Consider the following 378-nt stretch of genomic DNA (forward strand, 5'->3'; position numbering starts at 1 on the left):
GTGGAGGTATTGCCCGCCGTATCCGCTTGGGTCGCTGACACCGTCAGCGTGCCATTGTTCAGACCACTGACATCCAGCTCACTGCCACTCAGCGTCCAGTTGCCAGAGTTATCCGCCATCACTGTACGGCTCACCGAGCTGTTGTTGTCCGTGATGGTCACGGTCACACTGTTACCCGCTTCCGCACCGGAACCGGCAATCAGCACATCGTTGTCTTCGGCCGCATTGACAATGCCATCGGTTTCAATTGGCGTGGTGATGGTGACCGCTGAAGGCGCCGCATTGTCAAGCGTAATGGTTTGCGTGGCTGCGGTGGAGGTATTGCCCGCCGTATCCGCTTGGGTTGCCGATACCGTCAGGGTGCCATTGTTCAGGCCA

At 58.5% G+C, this 378-nt stretch carries 1 protein-coding gene; it reads right to left on the reverse strand.

From position 1 onward, the window contains the following. Positions 1–378 (reverse strand): Ig-like domain-containing protein (locus tag CWB98_RS23160; protein ID WP_212751161.1); only part of this gene is annotated, 378 nt, incomplete at both ends.

Source organism: Pseudoalteromonas rubra (genome assembly GCF_005887115.1).
GTDB classification, from domain to species: Bacteria; Pseudomonadota; Gammaproteobacteria; order Enterobacterales; family Alteromonadaceae; genus Pseudoalteromonas; species Pseudoalteromonas rubra_F.